This window comes from Duganella zoogloeoides (genome assembly GCF_034479515.1).
In the GTDB taxonomy this organism is placed as follows: domain Bacteria; phylum Pseudomonadota; class Gammaproteobacteria; order Burkholderiales; family Burkholderiaceae_D; genus Rugamonas; species Rugamonas zoogloeoides.
Map to the genome: position 1 here is coordinate 3,266,142 of NZ_CP140152.1, position 17,701 is coordinate 3,283,842.

General features: G+C 64.7%; 12 protein-coding genes. 6 read left to right on the forward strand and 6 right to left on the reverse strand.

Annotated features, from left to right (window positions below; all coding sequences use genetic code 11):
- Positions 1-275: 275 nt before the first annotated feature.
- The 6 genes from map (at position 276) to SR858_RS14410 (ending at position 9,710) form a co-directional block, all read left to right on the forward strand.
- The gene (gene map / locus SR858_RS14385) at positions 276-1,088 is read left to right on the forward strand and encodes a type I methionyl aminopeptidase (RefSeq protein WP_019919693.1); all 813 of its coding nucleotides are present in this window, start codon (positions 276-278) and stop codon (positions 1,086-1,088) included.
- Between the two features lie 8 nt (positions 1,089-1,096).
- A complete protein-coding gene (locus tag SR858_RS14390) occupies positions 1,097-3,664 on the forward strand; it encodes a [protein-PII] uridylyltransferase (RefSeq protein WP_019919694.1) in 2,568 nt (855 codons plus the stop codon).
- Positions 3,665-3,700: 36 nt separating this feature from the next.
- The gene (locus SR858_RS14395; RefSeq protein ID WP_026636889.1) at positions 3,701-4,450 is read left to right on the forward strand and encodes a pseudouridine synthase; all 750 of its coding nucleotides are present in this window, start codon (positions 3,701-3,703) and stop codon (positions 4,448-4,450) included.
- A gap of 209 nt (positions 4,451-4,659) precedes the next feature.
- Positions 4,660-5,331 carry a flagellar brake protein gene (locus SR858_RS14400; protein WP_019919696.1) on the forward strand — a complete coding sequence of 224 codons (672 nt, stop codon included), beginning with the start codon at positions 4,660-4,662 and terminating at the stop codon, positions 5,329-5,331.
- Between the two features lie 37 nt (positions 5,332-5,368).
- Positions 5,369-8,794 (forward strand): hybrid sensor histidine kinase/response regulator, encoded by a 3,426-nt coding sequence (locus SR858_RS14405; RefSeq protein WP_026636890.1) that lies wholly within the window; start codon positions 5,369-5,371, stop codon positions 8,792-8,794.
- Positions 8,784-9,710: a response regulator transcription factor gene (locus SR858_RS14410; protein ID WP_019919698.1), complete on the forward strand. Its 927-nt coding sequence runs from the start codon at positions 8,784-8,786 to the stop codon at positions 9,708-9,710. Before SR858_RS14405 ends, SR858_RS14410 begins: the two co-directional genes overlap by 11 nt.
- 69 nt (positions 9,711-9,779) lie before the next feature.
- Here the strand turns inward: SR858_RS14410 and SR858_RS14415 are convergent, their stop codons facing one another.
- From SR858_RS14415 to proV, 6 genes are all read right to left on the reverse strand, one after another.
- Positions 9,780-12,176: a TonB-dependent siderophore receptor gene (locus SR858_RS14415; protein WP_322533646.1), complete on the reverse strand. Its 2,397-nt coding sequence runs from the start codon at positions 12,174-12,176 to the stop codon at positions 9,780-9,782.
- Between the two features lie 94 nt (positions 12,177-12,270).
- Positions 12,271-13,284: a FecR domain-containing protein gene (locus SR858_RS14420; protein WP_026636891.1), complete on the reverse strand. Its 1,014-nt coding sequence runs from the start codon at positions 13,282-13,284 to the stop codon at positions 12,271-12,273.
- A complete protein-coding gene (locus tag SR858_RS14425) occupies positions 13,281-13,775 on the reverse strand; it encodes a sigma-70 family RNA polymerase sigma factor (protein WP_019919701.1) in 495 nt (164 codons plus the stop codon). Before SR858_RS14425 ends, SR858_RS14420 begins: the two co-directional genes overlap by 4 nt.
- Before the next feature lie 61 nt (positions 13,776-13,836).
- On the reverse strand, positions 13,837-14,886 hold the full coding sequence (gene proX, locus SR858_RS14430; protein WP_019919702.1) for a glycine betaine/L-proline ABC transporter substrate-binding protein ProX: 1,050 nt from the start codon (positions 14,884-14,886) through the stop codon (positions 13,837-13,839).
- A gap of 12 nt (positions 14,887-14,898) precedes the next feature.
- Complete coding sequence (gene proW / locus SR858_RS14435; protein WP_019919703.1) at positions 14,899-16,035, reverse strand: glycine betaine/L-proline ABC transporter permease ProW; 1,137 nt, start codon at positions 16,033-16,035, stop codon at positions 14,899-14,901.
- Positions 16,032-17,267, reverse strand: a complete 1,236-nt coding sequence (gene proV / locus SR858_RS14440; protein WP_019919704.1) for a glycine betaine/L-proline ABC transporter ATP-binding protein ProV — start codon at positions 17,265-17,267, stop codon at positions 16,032-16,034. The genes proW and proV overlap by 4 nt, the downstream gene beginning before the upstream one ends.
- Positions 17,268-17,701 lie beyond the last annotated feature (434 nt).

Sequence of the window (17,701 nt, forward strand, 5' to 3'; positions counted from 1 at the left end):
TTAACAAAAATAGTGATTTTTACTGCGTTACCTGAATGAGAATTCAGGCAACCCGGGATTTTACACCAAATGCCGCCCGACTGGCAAGCGCGGCCACTGCAGAAGACCCGGACCGTGCCAACTTGGTGCGCACGCCACGCCACCTCGGTCACGCTGGTGCACGCCGTGCACAACGGCAACATTATTTGCACCAAATTGTTGCATGGCACACATGGGCATAGCGGTCGTTTATAATCCTCACATTAAGCTCTTACATTGCAGATTGCGATTCTTTTATGTCCATTTCCATTAAAACCGCCGAAGATATCGAAGGCATGCGCATCGCCGGCCGCCTCGGCTCCGAAGTACTTGACTACATCACCCCGTTCGTCAAGGCTGGCGTCACCACCGGCGAACTCGATCGCCTGTGCCACGAGTACATGACCAATGTCCAGGGCACCATTCCCGCACCGCTCAACTACAGCCCACCTGGCTACACGCCCTACCCCAAGGCCATCTGCACGTCCGTCAATGACGTGATTTGCCACGGCATCCCGGGCGACAAGGTGCTCAAGAGCGGCGATTCGGTCAACCTCGACATCACCGTCATCAAGGACGGCTACCACGGCGACAACAGCCGCATGTTCCTGATCGGCGAACCGTCGATCATGACCAAGCGCTTATCGGAGATCACCTACGAATGCATGTGGCTCGGCATCGCGCAAGTGAAACCGGGCGCGCACCTGGGCGACATCGGCCACGCCATCCAGCAGCACGCGGAAAAAGCGGGCTACAGCGTGGTGCGCGAGTTCTGCGGCCACGGCATCGGCAAGGTGTTCCACGAAGAGCCGCAGGTGCTCCACTACGGCAAACCGGGCACGCTCGATGAACTGCAACCCGGCATGATCTTCACCATCGAGCCGATGATCAACGCCGGCAAGCGCGAGATCCGCGAAATGGGCGACGGCTGGACCATCAAGACCAAGGACCGCAGCCTGTCGGCGCAATGGGAACACATGATCCTGGTGACCGAGACCGGTTACGAAGTACTGACCCTGTCCGCCGGCAGCCCGCCGCCGCCAGCCTTCATCACCAACGCCGCCAAGTAATCCACTCCATGGACAAGGAAATCCGCGAACAACTGAAACGCCAGCTGAAGGCCGAACGCCAGGTCATCATCGGCACCTTCCGCACCGACGGCATGCCGGAGAAGCTGCTGCGCAGCCTGCGCCAGAGCGTCGATGCGGTGCTCACGGCCGCCTGGCACCACGCGCGCCTGCCCGCCAACACGGCGCTCGTCGGCGTGGGCGGCTACGGCCGTGGCGAGTTGTTCCCGTATTCCGATGTCGACCTCTTGATCCTGCTGGAAGTGGCGCCGGACGCCGAAACCACCGAAAAGCTCGAAGGACTGGTGCAGCTGCTGTGGGACCTGGGGCTGGAAATCGGCAGCAGCATCCGCACCGTCGATGAATGCCTGACCGAGTCGAAGGCCGACATCACCGTGCAAACCAGCCTGCTCGAAGCGCGCCTGATCTGCGGCGACGAACCGCTGTTCGAACAGCTGCAGGCGCGCTACGACGAGGCCATGGACCCGCAGGCCTTCTTCCAGGCCAAACTGCTGGAAATGCGCCAGCGCCATGCCAAGTACGAAGACACGGCCTTCAGCCTGGAGCCGAACTGCAAGGAAAGCCCGGGCGGCCTGCGCGATTTGCAGGTGATCCTGTGGCTGGTAAAAGCGGCCGGCCTGGCCAACTCGTGGCGCACGCTGGCCACCAGCGGCCTGATCACCCAGGCCGAAGCCAAGGGGCTGATGGAAAAGGAGCGCGCCTTCAAGGACATCCGCGTGCGCCTGCACCTGCATGCGGGCCGGCGCGAAGACCGCCTGGTGTTCGACGTGCAGACGGCGATCGCCGAATCGCTGGGCCTGGAGAATACCGGTTCGGGCGTGGAGATGCGCCGCGCCAGCGAATACCTGATGCAGCGCTACTACTGGGCCGCCAAGGCGGTCACGCAGCTCAATACCATCCTGCTGCAAAACATCGAGGAGCGGCTGTTCCCGCGCGAAGAGCACGCGGTGCAGATCAACGCCCGCTTCAACGACGTCAATGGCCTGATCGACATGCGCGACGACGACACGTTCACGCAAACGCCGTCGGCCATCCTCGAGATTTTCCTGCTCATGACCGAGCGCCCGTCGCTCAAGGGCATGACCTCGCGCACCATGCGCGCGCTGTGGAACGAGCGCTTCCTGATCGACACCGCCTTCCGCGCCGATCCGGCCAACCGCGCGCTGTTCCTGCGCATCCTGCAGGCGCCCAAGGGCATCATCCATGCGCTGCGGCGCATGAACGACCTGTCGATCCTGGGCCGCTACCTGCCCAACTTCCGCAAGATCGTCGGCCAGATGCAGCACGACCTGTTCCACGTGTATACCGTGGACCAGCACATCCTGATGGTGGTGCGTAACATGCGCCGCTTCTCGATGGCCGAACACGCGCACGAATACCCGTTCTGCAGCCAGCTGATGGCCAACTTCGGCCAGCCCTGGCTGCTGTACCTGGGCGCGCTGTTCCACGACATCGCCAAGGGCCGGGGCGGCGACCATTCCACGCTCGGGCGCGTCGATGCCGAGCAGTTCTGCCGCGACCATGGCATGAGCGACGCCGACACCGAGCTGGTATCGTTCCTGGTCGAACACCACCTCGACATGTCGCAGGTGGCGCAAAAGCAGGACCTGTCCGACCCCGACGTGATTGCCGCCTTTGCCCGCAAGGTGGGCGATGAGCGCCACCTCACCGCCCTGTACCTGCTGACGGTGGCCGACATCCGCGGCACCAGCCCCAAGGTGTGGAACGCCTGGAAGGCCAAGCTGCTCGAAGACCTGTACCGCGTGACCCTGCGCGTGTTGGGCGGCCAGCCGCACAGCGCCGACCACGAACTGCAAAACCGCCAGCAGGAGGCGCTGGCCACGCTGCGTCTGTACGGCCTGGCGCCGGACGCCCACATGGCGTTCTGGAAGCAGCTCGACGTCGCGTACTTCCTGCGCCACGACGCTTCCGACATCGCCTGGCAAACGCGCGCCTTGTACGACCGCTTTAACAGCGAGCAGCCGGTGGTCAAGTGCCGCCTGGCGCCAATCGGCGAAGGCTTGCAGATCGCCGTGTACCTGCGCGACCAGCCCGACCTGTTCGCGCGCATCTGTTCGTACTTCGACCGCAAGAATTTCAGTATCCTCGACGCCAAGATCCACACCACGCGCCACGGCTACGCGCTCGACACCTTCCTGGTCACCGAGCAGAATTTCGCCAAGAGCTACCGCGACATCATCAACCTGATCGAGCACGAACTGTGCGGCGCCCTCACCCACCCCGAGCCGCTGTCGTCACCATCGAAGGGCCGGCTGTCGCGCCTGTCGCGCACGTTCCCGATGCAGCCCACGGTGGACCTGCGCCCGGACGAGCGCGGCCAGTACTACCTGCTGTCGATCGCCGCCAACGACCGTACCGGCTTGCTGTACGCGATCGCCAACGTGCTGGCCAAGTACCGCCTCAACCTGCACACCGCCAAGGTGATGACCCTGGGCGAACGCGTGGAAGACGTGTTCCTGATCGACGGCGCCGCGCTGGGCAACCCGCGCAACCAGCTGCAACTGGAAACCGACCTGCTCGACGCCATGAAGGTCTAGCGCGCGGGTCGTCAACTCTCACTATAAAGAAGCATCATGTCAGAAGAATTATTACGCCTGTCCAAACGCATGTCCGAACTGGGCTTGTGCTCGCGCCGCGAAGCCGACGAATGGATCGCGCGCGGCTGGGTACGCGTCGATGGCAAAGTGGTGTCCGAACTGGGCACCAAGATTTATCCGAGCCAGCGCGTGTCGGTCGAACGGCAGGCCGCCGCCGAGCAATCGAAGCGCGTGACGGTGCTGATCAACAAGCCGATGGGCTACGTCAGCGGCCAGGCCGAAGACGGCTACCAGCCGGCCGTGGTGCTGATCAAGCCGGAAAACCGCTGGGCCGAAGACCCCTCGCCCGAGCAGTTCCACCCGACCCAACTGCGCTCGCTGGTGCCGGCCGGCCGCCTCGACATCGACTCGGTGGGCCTGCTGGTGCTGACGCAAGACGGCCGCGTGGCCAAGCACCTGATCGGCGAAACCACCGACGTGGACAAGGAATACCTGGTGCGGGTCGAATACACCAAGCCCGGCAAGCTGCCCGACAGTGACCTGAAAAAGCTCAACCATGGCCTGTGGATGGACGGAAAGGCGCTGCTGCCGGCCAAGGTGCGCTGGCAAAACGACGACCAGCTCAGCTTTACCCTGCGCGAAGGCAAAAAGCGGCAAATCCGCCGCATGTGCGACATGGTGGGCCTGAAAGTGATCGGCCTCAAACGCGTGCGTATCGGCAAGGTCAAGCTTGGCGATCTGCCGGTGGGAGAATGGCGTTATTTGCGCCCTGACGAACAGTTTTAAAAAAAACGGCACCAAAGGTTAAAATGACTTGCCAAAAAGCAAGCCAAACGCCGCAATAAAATATACACTGTGCGGTCCGACCTCGCACAGTGAAGTTAGCAAAGTGATATGCCGTCGTGAACGATCCCATACCCAATGACATGCGCCGTGGACCGCCGCTGCTGAAAGACGCGGTGGAACCGATACCGTCCGGCTCCCACCCGCATGAAATGCTCGACGAGCATGACATCGCGGAGGCGCTGACGCTGCTGGCGCAGAACGGCGACCCGGTGTCGATCTACCCGTCTTCGTCCACCAACGTGGTGCTGGGCCGGATCAAATCGGTCCACCCCGAACTGCCGCACTTCACGTTCGAATTGAACGAGGGCGAATTCATTCCGCCCGGCGAAGCGACCTTTGTCGCCTGGCTGCGCTCGTCCAAGATGCAGTTCAACCTGGCCTATGACAACTGGACCCCGGTGCCGGACCAGCCGACCATCGTCCCGCTCGACTTCCCGCTGCGCTGCCTGGTGCTCAACCGGCGCTCCTCGACGCGCCTGGAAACCCCGCTTGGCATCTACTACATGGCGTCGTTCGTGTTGAACGGCAAGCCGTACGAATTGCAGCTCTACGATTTTTCTGCCGGCGGCGTGGGCATGCGCGCACCGCCGCGCGACACCGTGGGCCTGCACGTGGGCCGCAAGCTGCAACGCGTGCGGCTCGAACTAGGGCCGGACACGGTGATGATCGCCGACCTGGAAGTGCGGCTGTCGCGCACGTTCCGCTCGTTCCTGCTGGGCGAGCAGGTGCAGATCGGCTGCCAGTTCGTGAACCTGTCGCCGGCCATGCAGGAAGAACTGACGCGCGTGCTGCAGGAATTGAACGCCAGCCGCCAACGCTGATTCGGTTTTAGGTACACTTTTTGCTTGATAGTTCGGCATGACTATAAGCGAGACAGTGACCGGGCCGGAACCCACCCAGCGCATCATCAAGATCCGCCGCGACTACAATACGTGGGTGGCCAGCGAGACCATCGAGGACTACGCGCTGCGCTACACGCCGCGTTCGTTCCGGCGCTGGTCGGTGTTCCGCGTCTCGAACACCGCGTTCGGCGCTATCTCCTTCCTGGTGCTGGAAGCCATCGGCGGCACCATCGCCGTCAACTACGGCTTCATCAACGCGCTGTGGGCGATCCTGGCCGTGGGCCTGATCATCTTTGCCACCGGCCTGCCCATCAGCTACTACGCCGCCAACTACGGCGTGGACATGGATCTGCTCACCCGTGGCGCCGGCTTCGGCTACATCGGTTCGACCATCTCGTCGTTCGTGTATGCGTCGTTCACGTTCATCCTGTTCGCGCTGGAGGCGGCCATCATGGCCTACGCGCTGGAACTGTATTTCGGGCTGCCGCTTTACCTCGGATACATGGTCAGCGCGCTGGTGGTGATTCCGCTGGTGACCCACGGCGTGACCCTGATCAGCCGCATCCAGATGCTGACGCAGCCGGTGTGGCTGATCCTGATGGCGCTGCCGTTCATCGCCATCCTGCACAAGCAGCCCGAATTGCTGCCGCAGCTGTTCGACTACGCCGGCCGCGATGGCCAGCACGGCCACTTCAACATGCTGGCCTTCGGCGCCGCCACGGCGGTGGGCGTGGCGCTGATCACGCAGATCGGCGAGCAGGTCGATTTCCTGCGCTTCATGCCACCCAGGACGGCCGAGAACCGGTGGCGCTGGCACTTTGGCGTGCTGATCGCCGGTCCGGGCTGGATCCTGCTCGGCATTGCCAAGATGCTCGGAGGCGCGCTGCTGGCGTTCCTGGCCATCCGCGCCGCCGTGCCGCTCGAGGAAGCGGTCAATCCCACCCATATGTACCTGAACGGTTTCGCTCTGGTATTCGACCATCCGCAACTGGCGCTGCTGGCCACCACCGTGCTGGTGGTGATCTCGCAGGTCAAGATCAACATGACCAACGCCTATGCCGGCTCGCTGGCGTGGTCGAATTTTTTTGCGCGCCTCACGCACAGCCACCCGGGCCGCGTGGTGTGGGCCGTGTTCAACGCCCTGATTGCCGTGCTCTTGATGGAGCTCGACGTGTTCCAGGCGCTGGACCAGGTGCTGGGCCTGTACTCGAACATCGCCATCTCGTGGATTACCGCCGTGGTGGCCGACCTGGTGATCAACAAGCCGCTGGGCCTGAGCCCCAGGGGTATCGAGTTCCGCCGCGCCTACCTGTACGACATCAACCCGGTGGGCGTGGGAGCGATGGTGCTGGCCTCGATCCTGTCAGTGGCGGCGTTCATGGGCGCCTTTGGCGTGCAGGCGCAGGCGTTTTCCGCCTTCATCGCGCTGGTGACCGCGTTGATCACCTCGCCGCTGATCGCGCTGGCCACGCGCGGCAAGTACTACGTTGCGCGCCCGGCGCCCCACGTCCATTCCCGCACCTGCGTGATCTGCGAAAAGGAATACGAATCGGAGGACATGGCGCACTGCCCGGCCTACCAGGGTTCGATCTGCTCGCTGTGCTGCTGCCTCGATGCGCGCTGCAACGACGCCTGCAAGCCGCACGCGCGCGTATCGGCCCAGTGGCAGCAGGCGATGCGCGCCATGCTGCCGCAAGCGACCTGGCGCTACCTGAGCAACGGCCTCGGACACTACCTGCTGCTGATGATCGTCACGGTGCTGTTCCTGGGGGCGCTGCTGGGGCTGATCTACTATCACGAACAGTCGGTGCTGTCGGCCGCCGATGCGGCGCTGCTGCCGCAACTGCGCCTGGCGTTCGTCAAGGTGTTTGCGGCGCTGCTGCTGGCGTCGGGCATTGTCGCGTGGTGGCTGGTGCTCACCAGCGAAAGCCGGCGCGTGGCGCAGGAAGAATCGAACCGCCAGACCGGCCTGCTCACGCGCGAGATCACGCTGCACAACGAGACCGACGCCCAGCTGCAGCAGGCACGCAAGATCGCCGAGGAAGCCCGCAAGACCGCCGAGCAGGCCAACGAGGCCAAGAGCCGTTACATCGCCGGCATCAGCCACGAGATCCGCACGCCATTGAACGGCATCCTTGGCTACGCCCAGCTGCTCGACAACGACCCCGCGATTCCAGCCCACCGCCAGCAGGCCGTGCGCGTGATCCGCAGCAGCGGCGAACACTTGCTGTCGCTGATCGAAGGCACGCTCGACATCGCCCGCATCGAGGGCGGCAAGCTGACGTTTGCCACGCGCGAAATCGACTTCCCCGAATTTATCGGCCAGCTGGTGCGCATGTTCGAACTGCAGGCCGCCAACAAGGGCCTCACTTTCCGCTACGAGGTGACCGGCGCCCTGCCGCGCGTGGTGCGCGCCGACCGCAAGCGACTCGGGCAAATCCTGATCAATGTGCTCGGCAACGCGGTCAAGTTCACCAGCGAGGGCGGCGTGGTGATGCGGCTGCGCTACGCGCGCGAAATCGCCTCGTTCGAAATCGAGGACACCGGCCCCGGCATCCTGCAGGAAGAACTCGACCACATCTTCGAGCCGTTTACACGCGGCAGCGCCAGCGCCCAGGCCAACGCGGGCGGCACGGGCCTGGGTCTGCCGATTTCGCGCATGCTCACGCAACTGATGGGCGGCGAGATGCGCATCCGCAGCACCGTTGGCGCGGGCAGCACCTTCCACGTGCGGCTGTTTCTGCCCAGCGTGCACGTGGCCGGCAAGGCGCTGGCGGAGACCCTGGCGCCGCCGCGCCAGCGCAACGGCTACCTCGGGCCGCGCCGGCGGGTGCTGGTGGTCGATAACGAGCAGGTGGACCGCGAACTGCTGGTCGACATTCTCGCGCCGCTGGGCTTCGAAGTGGCGCAGGCCGCGTCGGGCCTGGAAGGTATCGACCTGCACGCCTCGTTCGAGCCGCACGTGGTGCTGATGGACCTGGCCATGCCGGGCATGGACGGCTGGGAGACCAGCTACGTGCTGCGCCGCCGGCACAACTCGCAGGCGGCGATTGCCATCGTCTCGGCCAATGCGTTCGACAAGGGCATGGACAACGCGGCCGGCATCACCGCCGACGACTTCATCGTCAAACCGGTCAATATCGCCGAGCTGCTCGACTGGATCGGCCGCCGCCTGGCGCTGGAATGGACCCACGAACCGGAGGCGCCGGCCGCGCCACCGCCGTCAGCGGCGCTGGTGCTGCCGCCGGACGAACACCTGTCCGCGCTGGCCGAACTGGTACGCATCGGCTATGTGCGCGGCATCAAGGCGCGGCTCGACGAGATCGATGCGCTCGATCCGCGCTACCGCGCCTTCACCGACATCCTGCGCGGCCACGCCGCGCGCTTCCAGCTGGACCTGATGGCAGACTTTATCCGAAAGAGCAAAGACCATGAACTTTAATCCTGCTGCACCGGGCATCGTCCTTGTGGTGGACGACGTGCCCGAGAACCTGGCCGTGCTGCACGACGCCCTCGACGAATCGGGCTACACCGTGCTTGTGGCCAACGGCGGCGAAGTGGCCCTGGTGCGCGCGGCCGAGGCGCAGCCGGACATCATCCTGCTCGACGCCATGATGCCCGGCATGGACGGTTTCGAGACCTGCCGCCGCCTGAAAGCGAACCTGGCCACGCGCCACATTCCGGTCGTGTTCATGACGGGGCTGACCGAGTCCGAGCACGTGGTGGCCGCCTTCGAGGCCGGCGGCAACGACTACGTGACCAAGCCGGTGCGCACCAGCGAAGTCCTGGCGCGCATCGCCGCCCACCGCCAGACCGCGCGGCTGATGGACCAGGCCCGCAGTGCGCTCGACGCCTTCGGCAACGCGGTGATTGCCATGTCGCCGCACGATGGCAAGATCGTCTGGCAAACCCCGCTGGCGCGCACGCTGATGCAGGGCTACGCGGTGGAAAAGGAATTGCCCGAGTGGCTCGCTGCCACCCAGGCAGCGCATGCGAAAGGCCAGGCGCACCCGCCGCTGACTTTACTGCGCGGCGCGCGCCGCCTGATTTTTTCGGCGGCCGAGTACAGCGAGGACGAACAATGGATGATCGTGCTGCGCGAGGAATCGGACGCGGCCCAGATCGAAAAACTGATGGCGGCCTTCAAACTGACGCAGCGCGAATCGGAGGTGTTGAACTGGCTGGTCAAGGGCAAGACCAACCGCGACATCGGCGAAATCCTCGGTACCAGCCCGCGCACCGTGAACAAGCACCTCGAGCACGTGTTCGTCAAACTGGGCGTGGAGACCCGCACTTCCGCCGCCGCGCTGGCCATCAGCAAGCTGCATGGCGGGCGCGGCGAGGAGCTCAGCGCCTGACAACGCCCCCATGGCTGCGTTGCGGCGTCTCGCCCTGAAGGCCTTGCCAGGCGCTGAGGGGTTGAGGAATTACAGCTTGTACTGCAAGGTCACCGTGGCATTGCGCGGCGTGCCGTACATATTGCCGCCGGTGGTCCAGCCGATACCCTGGTAGTAGGTCTTGTCGAACACGTTGTTGACATTCAGGCGCACGCTGAGCTGCTCGGAAAACTGGTAGCCGGCGTGCAGGCCCACGTAGGTGTAGCCGCCCTGGCGGATATTGCTGTCGTCCGACGAGAAGATGCTGTTTTGCGCGTACAGCGAACCACCCACCCGCCAGCGCTGCAAGTCGCCCGGCAACCGGTAGCTGGTGGCTACCTTGAGCTGGTGGCGCGGCAGGTCCGGGTCGAACAGCTTGCCGTTGTTGGTGGCGTCTGTGTCGCGCTTGAACTTGGCCTCCACGTACGTGTAGCCGGCGCTGGCCTGCCAGCCCGGCGTGATCTCGCCGCTCACTTCGAATTCGATCCCACGGCTTTCCACCTCGCCAGCGGCGCGCGTGCAGAACGTGCTGCCGGTGCTCGGGCATGGCGACGGGCCGCTGCGGTCGGTCATGGGCCGGTTTTCCTGGCGGATGTCGAACACCGCCGCGCTGGCGTTGAGCAGGCCGCCGAAATACTCGCCTTTCACGCCCGCCTCGTAGTTGGTGCCGGTGAGAGGCTTGAGCAGGTCGCCGCGCGCATCGACGCCGCTTTGCGGCTGGAAGATCTCGGTCCAGCTGGCGTACAGCGAGTGAATGGCGTTCAGGTCGTATACCAGGCCGGCGTACGGCGTGATTTCGCGCGTGACCTTGTAGCCGGTGCCGGCGCGGTCGTTGGTGTAGTCGTACCAGCTCGAACGCGCACCGACGATGACGGCCAGCGGATCGGTGATGCTGAACCGCGCGGAACCGTACGCACCGGTCTCGCGCAGTGTGCTGCCCAGGCCCCAGCGCTGCAGGTTGGGCGTGGGCTGCGCAGCCGCATACGCGTTCCAGTTGAACGGATCGAACGGCAGCGGCGTGGCGCGCACGCCCCAGTCGCCGAAGTTGTTGTTGACAGCCTTGCGGCGACTCAGTCCCACCGTCATCTCGTGCTTGCGGCCCAGCAGCACGAACGGCCCGCCCGCCATCGCATCGAAGCTGCTTTGCACGTTGTTGAGGCCATAGACCTGCGTGTTGTGGGTGTAGCGGCTCTCGCTGCCGCCCAGCGACGTGAAGGCCATGTCCAGGTCCTGCCACTTGCGGGTGGCCGCCAGCCGGGCTCTCCAGCCGTTGTCGAAGCGCTGGTCGATTTCGGCAAACACGGTCTTGTCGGTCTGGTCCCAGAAGTCGTAGGCGTTACTGAGGTTGGCCGAGCGCGGCAGGCCAAGCTGGTCGCCGTTATCCCTGGTCGGCAGGCCCTGGGAACCGCCGTCGTTGTTCATGCGGCGGTAGTGCGCGCCGAGAGTGAGCGTGGCATCGCGTGCGATATCGGCTTCCACGATGCCGTACAGCTGCCTGGTGCGGTCGTGCGCCACGTCGTAAAACTGGTCCTGGTCCTGGCCCGCCACCACCACCCTGCCGCGCACAGACTTGGCGTCGTTGAGGGCGCCAGCCGCGTCGAACTGCAATTGCACGTCGTTCCAGCGACCGATGCTGGCAGTCGCCGTGGCCTGGCGCTGCGCGGTCGGGCGCTTGCGCACCAGGTTGAGGGTGGCCGACGGATTGCCGCTGCCGCTGGTCAGGCCATTGGCGCCGCGCACCAACTCCACCCGGTCGTAAATCACCAGGTCGGCGTTGTCGGCATTGAAGGTGCCGTTGGCGCCCATGCTGGTGGGCAGGCCGTCAAGCATCATGTTCGTGATCGGAAAACCGCGCGCGCTGAAGCTGCCGGAATTGCCGGCGTAGTAGCCCTTCTGCGCCACCAGGCCGGTGATCGCCATCACGGCATCGTCGAGCGATACCAGGCCCTGGTCCTCGATCTGCTGGCGGGTAAGCACGCTGACCGATTGCGGCGTCTCGCGCAGCGACAGCGCCATGCGGGTGGCGGTGCTGGCGGCAGCTGCCGTGTACGAGCCGGAACCCTCGGTCACCGGCGAGACGGCAGCGCTGACGGTCACCGCACGCAGCGTGGTGGCATCGGCTGCCGGTGGCGCGGCGCGCAGTACGTAGCCGCCATTGTCCAATCGGACCACGTCAAGGCCCGTTCCCTCGAGCAGTCGCGCAAAGCCATCCGGCACCCCGACAGCGCCGCGCAAGCCGGCGGTGCGCTTGCCATCGGTCTGGTCGGCGGTGAACGTGAGCGCCACGCCGGCGCGCATGGCAAAGCTGCGCAGCGCGGGACCGAGCGCGCCGGCGGCGATTTGATAATCCTGTTGAACCGATTGCGCGGGCGGTGTTTGCGCCTGGACCGGCATGGAGACCAGCAAGGCGACCGCACAGGCGATCGGGCCTGCGATCGGAAAGAGCATGTTTTTGTTCTGCATAAGGTATCCCCGGACAATTAGAAGCGATGTGCTTGTCTATGAGTGCCGCGAGATCGTCAACCGGGCAGAAAAAAGTGCATTATTTTTTCGGGGCGTGCGCAGGATCGGCTTGCACCGACACCCAATACCGCGTATGCAGCCGCACCCGTACCGGCAGCGAATTGGGCAGCATGGCGAGGATGCGGTCGGTGTCCTGTAACGGGAAGACGGCCGAGAAGCGCAGGTCGGCCACGGCGGGATCGCAGCGCAGCACGCCGCGCCGATAGCGCCCCAGTTCAGCGAGAAAATCGGCCAGGCGCATGTCGTCGGCCACCAGGCTGCCCAGGGTCCAGGCGATATCGTCGCTGCCGGCAGCCACCGGCGGGGCGGCCTGGCCCGACGAGAACCACGTGCGTTGGCCGGCCCCCAGCACCAGCGGCACAGCCTTCGTCGGCGCCAGCGCCACCGCGCCGTGCTGCACCACCACGTCGGTGCGGCCGTCGCGCTGGCGTACGGTGAAGGCAGTGCCCAGCGCACGTACCCTGCCCTGTGCGGTTTGCACGGTAAACGGCCGCCGATCGCCATCGGCGTGGCCGGTAACCACGCAGATTTCGCCGGCCACCAGCACTAGCAAACGCTGGTTGCTGTCGAACCGCACATCGACCGCGCTGGCGGTGTTGAGGACCAGGCGGGTGCCGTCGTCGAGCGTCCAGGTGCGGCGCTCGCCAACGCCGGTGCGCAGGTCGGCCACCAGCGACTGCAAGACAGTGGAGCGGTGCAGATGCCAGCCGGCGACACCTGCCACGCCAACGCCGGCCAGCAGCGCCAGCGCCCGGCGCCGGCCGGCGTGGCTGGTCTGGCCGCCATCTGGCGCTGACAGCGCCCGGTAGGCGCCGTTGCCATGCAAGCCTTGCAGGCGCGCGCACACCGCCTCGAGGTGCAGCCAGGCGCGGTCGTTGTCAGGGTGTTCGGCACGCCACTGGCGCCAGCGCGCGCGGTCGGTTTCCTCGACCGCACCGGACATGAAGGTGGTGAGCCATTCGGCCGCGCCGTCGGCGGCGGCAGCGCTGATCGGCTGGCCGCCAGCCAGCGGGACGTCACTGCTGCCCATCATGCGGGCAGCGCGAACAGGCACTGGCGGTTGGCGCGGGTAAGGTACTGCTTGACCGAGCTGGCGGACACCTGCAGGCGCTGCGCGATCTGGTCGTAGGTCAGGCCCTCGAACTGGGCCAGCAGGAAGGCTTCGCGCACCGGCGCCGGCAAACCGTCGAGCGCGCGGTCGATCTGTTGCAGCGCTTCGAGCGCCAGCAAGCGTTCTTCGGGAGATGGCGCCAGCGCTTCGGGCAGCGCCGCCAGGGCTTCGAGATAGGCTGCCTCCAGCACGTGGCGGCGGTGGCGATGCGCCAGCAGGCGCTGCGCGATCGTCGCCAGGAAGGGGCGCGGCTCGCGGATGTCGGCGGCCTGCCCCGCCTTGATCACGCTGACAAAGGCATCGTGGGCCAGGTCGGCCGCCTCGCTGCGGTTGTCGAGACGCCGGTTGATCCAGCCGCGCAGCCAGGCGTGGTGATCGAGATACAGCGCTTCGACAGGGTTGACACCGGGCATACCAGATTATATGTGAATGAGAATTATTCCCAATAATAATCCATGTCGCCCGGTTTGTCGATCAGTGACTGGCGGCGGCGCGCGCCTCGGCCAGCCAGCCGTCGAATTGCTGCTGATGGAACTTGATCCAGCCGGCCGCATGGCGGGCAATGTCGGCCTGGGTATTTTCGCCGGTGCGCATGCGTTCGTTCTGGGCGTTGATGTCGGCGATCGGCAAACGCATCACTTCGAACAATTTGAGTGCGGCTGGATTTTTGCCGGCCCAGGCGCGGTTGACCACGATGCGCGTGGTGTTGACCGCGAAACCGTAGTCGCTGCCGTCGTCCATGCGGGTATTGGTCTTGTCCGGGTTGGACGAGAACGGTACCTGCAACCACACCACGTCCTTGCCCGGCACCAGCACGCCGCTGACCCAGTACGGCGTCCAGGTGTAGTACAGGATCGACTCGCCGCGCTGGTAGCGGCCGATGGTGTCGGCGATCAGCGCCGAGTAGCTGCCCTGCACGTGCTGCACGGTTTCGCGCAGCTTGTAGGCGTCCATGTGGTTTTCGATCATCGCCTCGCAGCCCCAGCCCGGATTGCAGCCGGTGAGATCGGCCTTGCCGTCGCCGTCATGGTCGAACAGCTTGGCCAGGGTGGGATCGCGCAGCTGGTCGATATTGGTGATGTTGTACTTGTCGGCCGTGGCCTTGTCGATCAGGTATCCCTGGGCGGCAGGACCGGCGTACTGGCCCACGCGCATCAGCTTGGCATCGCCGCCGGCATTGTCGTAGTAGTCCTTGTGCAGCGGGTCCCAGTGCACGGCCAGGAAGGTGGCGTCGCCGTTGGCGATGGCGATGTGCGCGGTCGGATATTCGACTTCCTTGATCGGCTGCATTTCGTAGCCAAGTTTTTCGAGCGCCCGCTCGACCAGCATGGTCTGGAAGGTTTCTTCCGCAATCGAGCTTTGCAGCGCCTGCACCTTGATGCCCTTGCCGGGCAGGTCGGTGGCAGGCGTTTGCGCCATGGCCAGGCTGGTGCCCAGCACCATGGCGGCAATGCCCAGGAACGAGAGCCATTGGAACTTGCGTTGCGATTTGCGGGTTTCTTTGAACTGTGCGACTTGATTCATGGAGTTCCTTTCTTATTGTGTGGCCAGCTGCGCTGGCGCTGCATCCTGGGTCGGCGCCGGCGTTGGCGCCGGATCGCGGCGCACCAGGCGCATCACCAGGCCGGCCGGGCCGGTCTGGTACCAGTGGCGCACGCCGCGGCGCGGCTGGCCCATCGCCTGGGTCAGGCGGTCGAGCGTAATGGCCAGCAGCACGATGCCCAGGCCACCGACGGTAGCGAGGCCCATATCGAGGCGGCCGATGCCGCGCAATACCATCTGGCCCAGGCCACCTACCGCGATCATCGAGGCGATCACCACCATCGACAGCGACAGCATCAGCGACTGGTTGATACCGGCCATGATCGACGGCATCGCCAGCGGGAACTGCACGCGGGTGAGCAGCTGCCATGGCGAAGCGCCGTAGGCGCGCGCCGCTTCAATCAGGTCGGGACGCACCTGGCGGATACCGAGGTTGGTCAGGCGCACCAGCGGCGGCAAGGCGAAGATGATGGTGACGATGACGCCGGGAGCGTTACCGATACCGAACAACATCACCACCGGCACCAGGTAGACGAAAGCTGGCGTGGTCTGCATCGCGTCCAGTAAAGGACGCAGCAGGTTCTGCGCGCGGTCGCTGCTGGCCAGGAATATCCCCAGCGGTAAGCCGATCAATAGGCAGAACGCCAATGAGGTCAGCACCAGCGACAGGGTAATCATCGCCTCGGGCCAGATGCCCAGCATCGACACGACCAGCAGCGCCAGCACGGTGCCAATCGCCAGCGCGCGGCTGGTGAACTGCCAGGCCAGCACGCCCACAATGGCGATCACCGCCAGCGCCGGCGCGGCCAGCAGCACGTCGCTGACACCGGTCAGGGTCGCGTCGATTGGCGCGCGCACGGCCTGGAAGAACGGCCGGAAGTTGGCGACCACCCAGCCCAGGCCCTGGTTGATCCAGGACTCGAGCGGCAGCGAGCCGTCGAAGATTTGCGACACGTGGAAGCCGGTGGCGTGCGCCGGTTCCGCAGCTGGCCCGGCAGCGTCAAGCCACGAGGTATCGGTCGGTGGCTGCGGCAGCCACGGGTTGACCTGCGCGGCCTGCTCTACTGCCGGCTGTGCGGTGTGAGCTGCATCGGCGGCGACCGCGGTATGTGCGAGGTTATCTGCTTTCATGCTTGTCCTTTCTGTGCTTGTGGTTCTGCAATCGGTGGCGTGTCGCGGTCGAGAAACTTCAGCAAGGTGGTCTTGCTGATGGCGCCGCGGAAGTTGCCATCGTTGGCGACCACGGGAACGGCATACGGCAGCTGCGCCACCTGGCCGAACAGGCCGGCCACCGGTTCATCGGCATCGATGGTCGGCACGTCGGGCAGGTAGGCATGGGCCAGGCCGAGCGGGCCGACATGGCCGTCGAGCGCGGTGCGCAGCGAGTCGGCCGATACCACGCCCAGGTATTTTTTCTGCGGGCTGACCACGTAGGCGTAGGCGCGGTCCTGCTCTTCCAGCATCGACAGCGCGGCGCGCGAGCCGCGCGTGGGTGATTCCGACACCACGATCTGGCTCTTGCGGGCAATGTCGCCGGCCTTGAACACGGCCGCCGCATCGACGCCGCGCACGAAGTTGCGCACGTAATCGTTGGCGGGCTTGCGCAGGATTTCCTCGGGCGTGCCTACCTGCACCACGTGGCCGTCCTTCATGATGGCCACGCGGTCGCCGATGCGCATCGCTTCATCGAGATCGTGCGAAATGAAGACGATGGTGCGGCGCTTGATCTGCTGCAGGCGCAGCAGTTCCGACTGCATCTCGGTGCGCATGATCGGATCGAGCGCGGAAAACGCTTCGTCCATCAGCAGGATCGACGGATCGCACGCGAGTGCACGGGCCAGGCCCACGCGCTGCTGCATGCCGCCCGACAGCTCGTCCGGGTAGCTGGCGCCGTAGCCGGCCAGGCCGACCTGTTCGAGCGCCTGCAGGGAAGCGGCATTGCGCTCGTCCTTCGGAATGCCGGCCAGCTCCATGCCGAAGCCGGTATTTTCCAGCACCGTGATCTGCGGCAGCAGCGCAAACGACTGGAATACCATGCTGATATCCTTGCGCCGCAGCGCGCGCAGCTCCTTGTCGGGCAGCGTGTTGATGTCGTTGCCGTCGATCAATATGCGGCCGTCGGTGGGCTCTATCAGGCGATTGAGCATGCGCACCAGCGTCGATTTGCCGGAGCCGGACAGGCCCATGATGACGAAAATCTCGCCGGCTTCGATGGTAAAGGTGGCGTCGAATACGCCAATCGTGCATTCGGTTTGGGCCAGGATGTCCTGCTTGCTGGCGCCCTGGCGGACCAGGGCCAGTGCTGCGTCGGGCTGGTCGCCGAAGACCTTGAATACATGATCGATAATAATTTGTTTAGCCACGTCGTGGTTCTCCCTCGATGAAACGAATGGATGAAACGCTGCAAGCCATACGGCTGCGGCGGCGTATATGTTGCGATAGTGCGAATTCGAAGCGAATTCCGTCGGCGATGTCGCGGCGCAAGGCGCACGCAAGCAAGTGACGTGTAGGGGGCGGACGCCGTTGCGGCATGGCGCCGGTTAGTCCTGATACGGGCGGAGGGCCCATGGTTGCGTTTCACGCTTGAGGTGAAATGCAGTGTGTAGCGGAAGGTGCTACCTGTTACAGCTGTTGTAAATATGCATCAATTATAGCAAGAAAAAGTGCGCTTGTCCAATAGCTTTCCGGCTCGAAACGTGCTAGCAATGTTAGTCAGCGCACATACCTCGCCACAAACATGAGACTGGTTTAACGTTTTGGTAGCGATGAAAAGATTGCTTTCAGTATCAAAACGGCA

Excerpts from the sequence above, each read along its gene's own strand:
- SR858_RS14390 (WP_019919694.1), top strand. The coding sequence starts at position 1,097 with ATGGACAAGGAAATCCGCGAACAACTGAAACGCCAGCTGAAGGCCGAA.
- proX (WP_019919702.1), bottom strand. The coding sequence starts at position 14,886 with ATGAATCAAGTCGCACAGTTCAAAGAAACCCGCAAATCGCAACGCAAG.
- SR858_RS14400 (WP_019919696.1), top strand. The coding sequence starts at position 4,660 with ATGCTCGACGAGCATGACATCGCGGAGGCGCTGACGCTGCTGGCGCAG.
- SR858_RS14420 (WP_026636891.1), bottom strand. The coding sequence starts at position 13,284 with ATGATGGGCAGCAGTGACGTCCCGCTGGCTGGCGGCCAGCCGATCAGC.
- map (WP_019919693.1), top strand. The coding sequence starts at position 276 with ATGTCCATTTCCATTAAAACCGCCGAAGATATCGAAGGCATGCGCATC.
- SR858_RS14425 (WP_019919701.1), bottom strand. The coding sequence starts at position 13,775 with ATGCCCGGTGTCAACCCTGTCGAAGCGCTGTATCTCGATCACCACGCC.
- SR858_RS14410 (WP_019919698.1), top strand. The coding sequence starts at position 8,784 with ATGAACTTTAATCCTGCTGCACCGGGCATCGTCCTTGTGGTGGACGAC.
- SR858_RS14415 (WP_322533646.1), bottom strand. The coding sequence starts at position 12,176 with ATGCTCTTTCCGATCGCAGGCCCGATCGCCTGTGCGGTCGCCTTGCTG.
- SR858_RS14405 (WP_026636890.1), top strand. The coding sequence starts at position 5,369 with ATGACTATAAGCGAGACAGTGACCGGGCCGGAACCCACCCAGCGCATC.
- SR858_RS14395 (WP_026636889.1), top strand. The coding sequence starts at position 3,701 with ATGTCAGAAGAATTATTACGCCTGTCCAAACGCATGTCCGAACTGGGC.
- proW (WP_019919703.1), bottom strand. The coding sequence starts at position 16,035 with ATGAAAGCAGATAACCTCGCACATACCGCGGTCGCCGCCGATGCAGCT.